This is a genomic window from Elstera sp. (assembly GCF_044372965.1).
GTDB lineage: Bacteria > Pseudomonadota > Alphaproteobacteria > Elsterales > Elsteraceae > Elstera.
Genome location: NZ_JBILQX010000007.1, coordinates 38,266 through 47,287 on the forward strand (window position 1 = coordinate 38,266; position 9,022 = coordinate 47,287).

Annotated in this window: 11 protein-coding genes; 8 read left to right on the top strand and 3 right to left on the bottom strand. The window is 62.3% G+C overall.

Going from position 1 to position 9,022, the window contains the following annotated elements; all coding sequences use genetic code 11:
- Positions 1–138 precede the first annotated feature (138 nt).
- Entirely contained in the window at positions 139–1,065 is a 927-nt protein-coding gene (locus tag ACIQ36_RS02205) for a GNAT family N-acetyltransferase (protein ID WP_395825171.1), read from the top strand.
- Between the two features lies 1 nt (position 1,066).
- Here the strand turns inward: ACIQ36_RS02205 and ACIQ36_RS02210 are convergent, their stop codons facing one another.
- From ACIQ36_RS02210 to ACIQ36_RS02220, 3 genes are read right to left on the bottom strand one after another with little or no spacing between them, the layout of a single operon-like run.
- Complete coding sequence (locus ACIQ36_RS02210) at positions 1,067–1,873, bottom strand: ABC transporter permease (RefSeq protein ID WP_395825174.1); 807 nt, start codon at positions 1,871–1,873, stop codon at positions 1,067–1,069.
- A complete protein-coding gene (locus ACIQ36_RS02215; RefSeq protein WP_395825177.1) occupies positions 1,870–2,616 on the bottom strand; it encodes an ABC transporter ATP-binding protein in 747 nt (248 codons plus the stop codon). The genes ACIQ36_RS02210 and ACIQ36_RS02215 overlap by 4 nt, the downstream gene beginning before the upstream one ends.
- A complete protein-coding gene (locus ACIQ36_RS02220) occupies positions 2,613–3,128 on the bottom strand; it encodes a GNAT family N-acetyltransferase (protein WP_395825181.1) in 516 nt (171 codons plus the stop codon). Before ACIQ36_RS02220 ends, ACIQ36_RS02215 begins: the two co-directional genes overlap by 4 nt.
- A 54-nt stretch (positions 3,129–3,182) precedes the next feature.
- On the opposite strand from ACIQ36_RS02220, the gene ACIQ36_RS02225 reads away from it, so the two are divergent.
- From ACIQ36_RS02225 to ACIQ36_RS02255, 7 genes are all read left to right on the top strand, one after another.
- A complete protein-coding gene (locus ACIQ36_RS02225; RefSeq protein ID WP_395825184.1) occupies positions 3,183–4,772 on the top strand; it encodes an ActS/PrrB/RegB family redox-sensitive histidine kinase in 1,590 nt (529 codons plus the stop codon).
- 119 nt (positions 4,773–4,891) lie between these two features.
- Positions 4,892–5,479 (top strand): ActR/PrrA/RegA family redox response regulator transcription factor, encoded by a 588-nt coding sequence (locus tag ACIQ36_RS02230; protein ID WP_395825187.1) that lies wholly within the window; start codon positions 4,892–4,894, stop codon positions 5,477–5,479.
- Between the two features lie 6 nt (positions 5,480–5,485).
- Entirely contained in the window at positions 5,486–6,316 is an 831-nt protein-coding gene (gene mutM, locus ACIQ36_RS02235; protein ID WP_395825190.1) for a bifunctional DNA-formamidopyrimidine glycosylase/DNA-(apurinic or apyrimidinic site) lyase, read from the top strand.
- 11 nt (positions 6,317–6,327) lie between these two features.
- A complete protein-coding gene (locus tag ACIQ36_RS02240) occupies positions 6,328–6,690 on the top strand; it encodes a hypothetical protein (RefSeq protein ID WP_395825193.1) in 363 nt (120 codons plus the stop codon).
- Between the two features lie 24 nt (positions 6,691–6,714).
- Positions 6,715–7,494, top strand: coding sequence for an enoyl-CoA hydratase (locus ACIQ36_RS02245; protein ID WP_395825196.1), 780 nt, complete (start codon positions 6,715–6,717; stop codon positions 7,492–7,494).
- A gap of 119 nt (positions 7,495–7,613) precedes the next feature.
- Positions 7,614–7,886, top strand: coding sequence for a 30S ribosomal protein S20 (gene rpsT, locus ACIQ36_RS02250; RefSeq protein ID WP_395825199.1), 273 nt, complete (start codon positions 7,614–7,616; stop codon positions 7,884–7,886).
- 538 nt (positions 7,887–8,424) lie between these two features.
- Positions 8,425–9,022, top strand: a 598-nt coding sequence (locus ACIQ36_RS02255; protein ID WP_395825202.1) for a DnaA N-terminal domain-containing protein, incomplete at its 3' end; no start/stop codon positions are given.

Genomic DNA, 9,022 nt, shown 5'->3' on the forward strand with positions numbered 1-9,022 from the left:
CTTTCGGTCTAAGCTTTAGCGAACCGCCCCATCCTCAGCCGAGGGTGGGGCGGTTTTCGTTTGCGGCGTTTCCGATCCATATATTTGACTTTGGCAATCAAATTAGATGCTATGATCAAATATATAATGGAGGGGACCATGCAAACCGAACCGGACCTCGGGCAGATCGATCAAATCCGCGCCTTCAACCGATTCTACACGGCGAAAATCGGCGTGCTGGAGGAAGGGCTGCTGGAGAGCCCCTATTCGCTCACGGAAGCGCGCGTGCTTTATGAGCTTGCCCACCGCGACGGGCTGACGGCGACGGATTTGGGGCGGGATTTGGGGCTTGATCCCGGCTACCTAAGCCGCCTGCTGAAGAAGTTTCAAGCGCAAGGGCTGCTTGCGCGCCACCGCTCCCATCAGGACGGGCGGCAACAGGTGCTCGCGCTCACCGGCGCGGGCCGCGCCCGCTTTGCGCCGCTGGAGGAAAAATCCCGCGCCGAGGTGGCGGAGCTGCTGCGCCCGCTCGCCAACGCCGACCGCGCCCGGCTGGACGCGGCAATGAAAGCCATTCGGCATTTACTCGACCCTGGTCAAAGCGCCAGCGATGCCGTCATTCGCCCCCATCGGCCCGGCGATTTGGGTTGGATCATCCACCGGCAAACGCGGCTCTATACCGAGGAATTTGGCTGGGACGGTAGTTTCGAAGCGATGCTGGCGGAGATCGCGGCGCGCTTCATCGCGACCCAGCAGCCTTCGAAGGAAGCCTGCTGGGTCGCGGAGCGGAACGGCGAAATTCTCGGCTCGGTGATGCTGGTAGAGCATTCCCCCGGCGTCGCCCAATTGCGCATTCTCTATGTGGAAGCTTTCGCGCGCGGTCTCGGTCTCGGGGCGCGGTTGGTGGCGACGTGCGACGATTTCGCCCGCGTGGCGGGCTACGGCAAAATCATCCTCTGGACCAACTCAATCCTGCTCCCGGCGCGGCGGCTCTATGAGGCGGCGGGCTATCGGCTGATCGAATCGGAAGCCCATGAGAGTTTTGGACAGAAGCTGATCGGCGAAACGTGGGAAAAACTGCTGTAGGTCATTCTCCCGTTTGCAACAATTTCCCCGCCTTGCGCGCCGCGTTGAAGCAGCGGTGAAACACATAGGCGGCCCCGACCATATAGACCGCGTTCAGCCCGATAGCGGCGAGCAGATGGTTCCAAGGGACGGGCTTGCCGAACATCACCGCGCGCATGCCTTCAAACACATGGGAGGCGGGTAGGGCGTAGGAAATCGGTTGAATCCAACCGGGCAGGCTGTCGACTGGGTAATAGATCCCGGCAATCGGCGCGAGAATGAAAGTGCCCATCCAGGCGAGGTTTTCGGCCCCGAGACCAACGCGCAGGACAACCCCCGAGAGGGCAATCCCCATCGCCCAGCCCATTAGAATGAGCTGACTGAAAAACAGCAGCAGAATCGGCCCCATCGCAAATAGCGAGTAATCGTAGAACAGCAGCGCGATCAGCGCCGCCGGGCCGACGCCCAAGATCACCCGGATCAGGCCCATACTGGCGAGCGAGGCGGCGAACTCCAGCGGGCGCAGCGGCGTGACGAACAGGCTGCCGAGGTTGCGCGACCAGATTTCTTCCAAAAACGCCAAGCACACGCCGATTTGGCTGCGCACGGTGATTTCCCACAGTAGCACGCCCGCGATGAGCACGCCGAAGGCCTGTTCCAGCCACGGGCTGCGGCTGGTGAAGAAATTGGTGAAGAAGCCCCAGATGCACAGCTGCACGGTCGGCCAATACACGAGTTCCGCCATCCGCGCCCAGGAGCCGCGCAGCAAATACATGTGGCGCAGAATGAGGGCGGTAATGCGGGTGAGGGAGGCGGTCACGGCGCTCATGCGGGTTCCGTCCGGCCCGCGCGGGCGATATCCAAAAACACTTCCTCCAAGGTCGTGCGGCCATAGTGGGCGATTAGGCCCGCCGGGGTATTGTCATCGACCAGTTTGCCCGCGCGCATCATCAGCACACGGTCCGCCAGCCGCTCGACCTCGCCCATATTGTGACTGGCGAGCAGCAGGGTCGCGCCGGTTTTCGCCTGAAACTGCGCAAGATAGGTGCGCACCCAGTCGCCGGTGTCGGGGTCGAGCGAGGCGGTCGGCTCGTCCAGCAACAAAAGCTCCGGCTTATTGATAAGGGCTTTCGCGAGCCCAGCGCGCGTTTTCTGGCCCGCAGAAAGGCTACCCAAGGGCCGGTCGCGCAAAGCGGTGAGGCTTAAATCTTCCAGCACTTCATCGATGCGCTCTTTAAGGCGCGGCACGTTATAAAGCCGACCGTAGACGGCGAGATTTTGGCGCACGGTGAGGCGAAACGGTAGTTCCACATAGGGGCTGGAGAAATTCAGGCGCGGCAGGGCAGCATAGCGGTTGCGCACCATATCGATTCCCAACACCTCGATCTGCCCCGCCGTTGGTGCCAGCAGCCCCAACAGCATGGAAATCGTCGTCGTCTTTCCCGCACCATTGCCGCCCAAGAGCGCGGTGATGCTGCCGGGGGCAATCGTGAAGCTCAACCCGTCCACGGCGGCGGGCGAGCCGGGGGGACCAAAGCGTTTCACGAGGTCGGTGACGCGCAGCGGGGTCACGCCGCACTCTCGGTGGCAGCGGCGGGGCGGCGCATATCGACATGGGGAATACCGTCTTCGAGATACTCCTCGCCGACCGCACCGAAGCCGAAGCGACCGTAGAAGCCCTGCAAATGGGCCTGAGCGGAAAGCTGCATTACGTGTGCGCCGCGCGTGGTTTCAATCTGGCGAATGGCTTCGGTAAGCATTAGGCCACCGAGTTTGACGCCGCGATAGTCGGGCGCGACCACGATCCGCCCGATGGTTGTGGCCTCGGGGGAGAGCAGCGTCGGTAACGAACTGCCGTGCGGGGCGACAGCCCCCTCCAGTAGGCGCAGGGTTCCGACCAGCGCGCCGCCCTTGCGGGTGGGGTCGAAGGCCAGCAGATGTTCGGCCATGGGGTCGCGCCCATCAATATCGGGGTAAGGGCAATTTTGTTCGACCACGAAAAAATCCTGGCGTAGGCGCAGCAGATCGTGAACTTGGCGGCCCGTGAGCCGATCAAACTCGGCCCAAAGGAAATGGGGGATCATGGTGACGTTCCGTCGCATCGTCTCGGAGGGGCCGATGGTGCATGGAGTTACCCTATGCGTCCAGCCCCGATCCGTCCTATATCTCATGTCATGCTGGGATTTCAGGCGTGGAAACAGAATAGGGCAGCCGCGCGTGCGGTGGAGGCGGATGATCCCGCTTCCCGCGCTACGCCGTCTGCCGCGCCGCCGTCAGATCGGCCGTCGCCGGGAGGGCTCGCCTCGCCCCGGTTGCCGGGACGCGCGCACCGCTCGCTACTGAATACCGAGGAACTGCCTGCGGCGCGGGGGGCTGTGCGGGTGCGCACGCTGCTCTATTTGCGCTGGATCGGCGTGTTCGGGCAGTTGCTGGCGATCTATGTCACCGAAGTCTTGCTGCATCTCAACACCCCCCTTGCGGCCTGCCTGTTAGTGATTGCCGCCTCGGCGGTGGCCAATCTGCATCTGCTAAACAACCGCCCCTCCTCCGCCTGGCTCGGGCGGCGGATGGCGACGCTGCATTTGGCGTTCGACGTGACCCAGGTCAGCGCGCTGCTCTATTTGACCGGCGGCCTGCAGAACCCCTTCGCGATGATCATTATCGTGCCGGTGACGATTTCCGCGACGATCCTGCCGCTACGCTCCACGATGGCGCTGGGGGCGATGGCGATTGGCGCGGTGACGCTGCTGGCCTTTCTTTTTAAGCCGCTGCCCTGGCCCGACGCGGTGGGGCTGACGCTACCGCGCCTCTATCTTGGCGGCGTTTGGGTGGCCTTGGTGACGACGGTGCTCTTCGTTGGCGGTTACGCTTGGCGCGTGGCGGCAGAAGCACGCAGCATGGCGAACGCCTTGACGGCGACCAAGATGGCCTTAGCGCGCGAGCAACGGCTTTCAGCGGTGGGCGGCGTTGCGGCGGCGGCGGCGCACGAGCTTGGTAGCCCGCTGTCCACCATCGCCGTGGTAACGAAGGAGTTGCTGCGCGACGTGCCGCTGGACAGCCCGATCCGCGACGATATCGAACTCTTGCAAAGCGAAGCCAACCGCTGCCGCGAGATTCTGGCCGGGCTGACCGACGCGCCCGAACGCAAATCCGAATCGCCGCTGGACCTTACGCCCGTCACCGTGCTGCTCACCGAACTGGCCGAGGCCGCCGAAACCTTGGCGACTGAGGTGGATATGGTCCCCAGCCCTGACTGCGAGGGGGATGAACCCACCCTGCCGCGCACGCCGGAACTCGTGCATGGCCTGACGAATTTCATCAATAACGCTACGCAATTTGCCCAAAGCCGCGTCGCGATTACCGTGCTGTGGGACGCCGAGGATCTGGCCATCTTGATTGAGGATGATGGGCCGGGCTTCCCCGCTACCGTCTTGGACCGCTTGGGCGAGCCCTATATTTCCACCCGCGAGGGCGAGAGTGGTCATATGGGGCTTGGCGTATTCATCGCGACAACGCTGCTGTTCCACACCGGGGCGACGGTGGAGTTCGGCAATGGCGACCGCAGCGACCCGGAGGCGGGCGGTCTTGGCGGGGCGCGGGTGCTGATCGCTTGGGAACGCGACCGGCTATCGGGCGATTTGGCTTGGGGAGGCAAAAGTTGGGGGGCCGCGCCCCTGCCGCCCCTCGGCACACCCCTTGCCGGATCGCGCGAGACGGCGGCAGAATAGCCAAGATGGCATAAGCTGCGTCCTGCTGAGGCAATGCCCGCTCAGACATGCAGAAAAACGTAAACCAAATTCCCATACGAGAATTAGGGTTATATAAGAAACGAAACGAGGAAACGCCCATGACCGACACCCCGTCTCCCGATCTTCCAGACGGTGATTTGCCACCGCTGAATGCCGATGCGCGCTCGCTGCTGCTGGTGGACGATGATCTGCCGCTGCTGACGCGCTTGGCGCGGGCAATGGAGAAGCGCGGCTTTGAGGTTCGCACCGCGAGCACGGTGGCCGAGGGCATTCGCTTGGCGACGGAGGCCCCGCCCGATTATGCCGTGGTTGATCTGCGGCTAACCGACGGTAACGGTCTGGATGTGGTCGCGGCCCTGCGGGAAGCGCGCGAAGATATGCGCATCGTCATGCTCACCGGCTACGGCAATATCGCAACCGCAGTGGCGGCGGTAAAGGCGGGAGCGGTCGATTACCTGCCCAAACCGGCGGATGCTGATGCCATTGAAGCCGCCTTGCGCGTCGGCGAGGGCACGTCGCTGCCGCCGCCGCCGGAGTTGCCGATGTCGGCGGAACGGGTGCGGTGGGAGCATATTCAGCGCGTTTTCGAGCAGTGCGATCGCAATGTCTCGGAAACGGCGCGGCGCTTGCGCATGCACCGGCGCACTTTGCAGCGCATCCTCGCCAAACACGCGCCCCGTTCCTAATCCGAAATGCCGGAACTTCCTGAGGTCGAAACCGTCCGCCGGGGGTTGGAGCCGATTCTGGTGGGCGCGACGCTTACGCAGGTCTTGGTCCGCCGCCCCAACCTGCGCCGCCCGTTCCCGGAGCGCCTGGCCGAACGTCTGACCGGACGTACGGTGACGGCCCTGCGGCGGCGGGCGAAATATCTGCTGGTCGATTTGGATGGCGGCGACGCGCTGCTGATCCACCTTGGCATGTCGGGCCGCATGGTGATTTCCCCGGCCCGCCCGAACGATCTTGATAAGCACGATCATTTCGTGATGGAGACCGACCGAGGGCCGGTTGTGCGCTTCAACGACGCACGCCGTTTCGGCTCGGTCGATTGGATCGCGCCGGGGGAGGAGCCAGGGCACGCGCTGCTGCGCGATATCGGCCCGGAACCTTTGGGCGAAGGGTTTTCGGCTGCCCAATTTGCCGATGCGCTGGCGGGCCGTTTCGCGCCGATTAAGGCTGTGCTGCTCGATCAGCGCCAAGTTGCCGGGATCGGTAATATTTATGCCTGCGAAGCCTTGCATATGGCAGCGGTTCATCCCGCCCGTGCGGCGGGTGACTTGACGGATGCGGAAACTTCGCGTCTCGTAAACGCGGTGAAAGCGGTTCTGGCGGCGGCGATTGAAGCGGGGGGCTCGACCTTACGCGATCATCAGCAGCCCAATGGCGAGTTGGGCTATTTTCAGCACCGGTTTCAGGTTTATGGTCGGGCGGACGAAGCCTGCCCGCGCTGCGGCGCGGGCGTGGTCATCGAACGGCTGGTGCAATCGGGCCGGTCGAGCTTCTTTTGTGCGACCTGTCAAACTTAGAGAGTTTTCCCATGCTGCGCCGTTCCTTGCTGCGATCCGTCGCCCTGCTCCCTCTGGTCCTCGCGGGTGGGGCTGTGGTCGCCCAGCGCCGTTACCTCGCCGGGATGGAAGACGTTCCGCTGGCGCCCGCGCTCGCGACGCCGGAGCCGCCCTTCAGCTTCGATAGCCCGCAAGGGCGCATCATTATCACCTACGCCAAGGGCGCGACCGACCGGGCGAGCGTACTGGCCTTTTACGTAACCTCGCTGCCGCAACTCGGCTGGCGGCGGGAAGAGGAAACTCTGTTCCGGCGCGAGGGTGAAAGCCTGCGCCTCGAATTCGGCCCGCCCGCCCGCGACCTCACGGTGCGCTTCACGCTGGCACCGGCTTTATAAAAATCATCAAAGGGGAAAAGACCAATGGCGTTCGAAACCATTCTTGCAGAAGCGCGCGGCCCGGTGGGCCTGATTACCCTGAACCGTCCGAAGGCGCTGAATGCGCTCTCAAAACAGCTCATCGCCGAACTGGCCGAAGCCCTGACCGGGTTCGAGAATGATGATGCGATTGGCTGTATCGTTATCACCGGCTCGGAACGGGCGTTCGCTGCCGGGGCCGATATTAAGGAAATGAAGGATAAGAGCTTCGTTGAAGCCTTCTCCCAGAATTTCATCGGCCTTAACGATTGGGAGCGTGTGACCCTGTGCCGCAAGCCGGTGATTGCGGCGGTGGCGGGCTATGCGCTCGGCGGTGGCTGCGAGCTTGCCATGATGTGCGACTTTATCCTCGCGGGGGATAACGCGCGCTTCGGGCAGCCGGAAATCACTATCGGCACAATTCCCGGCTCGGGCGGAACGCAACGCCTCACCCGTTTCGTTGGCAAGTCGAAGGCGATGGAAATGTGCCTCACGGGCCGCCAGATGGACGCTGCAGAGGCCGAACGCGCCGGGTTGGTGTCGCGCATCATTCCGGTCGCCGACCTGCTGGAGGAGGCTCTGAAGGTCGCAACGCAAATCGCCACCCTGTCGCGCCCGGTGGTGCTGATGGCGAAGGAAGCCGTGAACCGGGCCTATGAAACCACGCTGGCCGAAGGCGTGAAGTTCGAGCGCCGCCTATTCCACAGCAGCTTTGCGCTGGAGGATCAGAAGGAAGGCATGAACGCTTTTGCCGAAAAACGCCCGCCGAGCTTCAAGCACCGCTAAGGCCCCGGCGGTCGCGGCGGGGTTTGTGACGGTTCGATGTGAGACTGCCCTTGACTCCGCCCTTAACGCCCGGTACAAGCACGCCTCTGTTTTAGCCAGTAGAATGAGTTTGTAGAGCAATGGCTCACCATCTTTCCGCAAAGAAGCGTATTCGTCAGACCGAACGTCGCACGGCCGTTAACAAGGCCCGTGTGAGCCGGATTCGCACCTTCGTGAAGAAGGTCGAACTGGCCATTTCCGCCGGTGTCTATGCCGATGCACGCAGCGCCCTGCAAGCCGCCCAGCCCGAGCTGGATCGTGGCGTCAGCAAGGGCATCCTGCACCGCAATACGGTGGCCCGCAAAATGTCGCGCTTGTCGGCGCGCGTTAAGGCTCTGAACGCAGCCAGCTAAGTCTAACCGCTCCTTAGGGGGGCAAGGTGTTGGCCGAGGAATAGTGTAAACTGTTTCTTGAATCGACATTTTAGACAAATTACGAAAATGCCTGACTCGATTAATAGGTCGAGTCAGGCTTTTTCTTTGTTGGCTTGCCGAATTTTATTCTGTTGCCTTAGAAACTTATCAGGGAACAGATAATTTTCCCCGGAAGACGACTGTGATTGATTCGCGACAGCGGCGTTTGTTGGCTGTGTTCGCGCTAAGATCACCTTGCCAAACCGCCCGAGTCACGCCTACAGTATTCCCAACGATCCGACGGCTGGTTTCAGGTGTAAACGTGAGAAGCCACAGGTTAGCGGCGTTATCAAGAACAATATGTCAGGATGCTGAGTATCCTGCTTCTATCGCGTGAAAGCGAAAACGTTAACCATGAATGCAAAAGTAACATTTTGTTGGTTATTATTGTTTGAGGGCGGGTAGTGCCTCCGCCCTATGCTGGCGTTTAACATTATTTTGTAACACACCCTTCATTTTTAGGCATATCGATCCGCCCATGCCCCCATCCGCCGGACTTTCCCCTGCTTCTTTAGGCTCCGATGCGATCGGCGGGCTGCCGGTGGCAATGCTTGAAAGCTGGCAGCGCGTTCGGATGCGGCTGGTATCTGAAGTGGGGGAAGCAGCTTTTAAAAGCTGGCTTGCCCCTTTGGCCTTGCAGGATGTGACCGACGGGGCGGTGCGCCTGTCGCTGCCGACGCGCTTTATGCGCGATTGGGTGGCAACCCATTACGTCGATCGCGTCCGCCGTTTGCTGACCGAAGAAATGCCCGGCTTGCGCTCGGTCGATCTGGTCGTTGCTGCCAAACTCAAACCGATTGCGCCGGGGGCTCTCTTAGCAGCGCCTGCGATGGCCGCGCCCATTCTGCCCCCCCGCGATCCCCAGGCCCCGGCGATTGTCCGCGCAGCCCAACGGCCCGAGGTGAGCGAGGTCGATCCGCTCTCGCCCGATCAGGTCTCCGTGCCGCTCGACCCGCGCTTGACCTTTGAGACCTTCGTGGTCGGCAAACCGAACGAGCTAGCCTTCGCCGCCGCCCGCCGCGTTGCCGAAAGCGCCACCGTGTCGTTCAATCCGCTGTTCCTTTATGGCGGCGTTG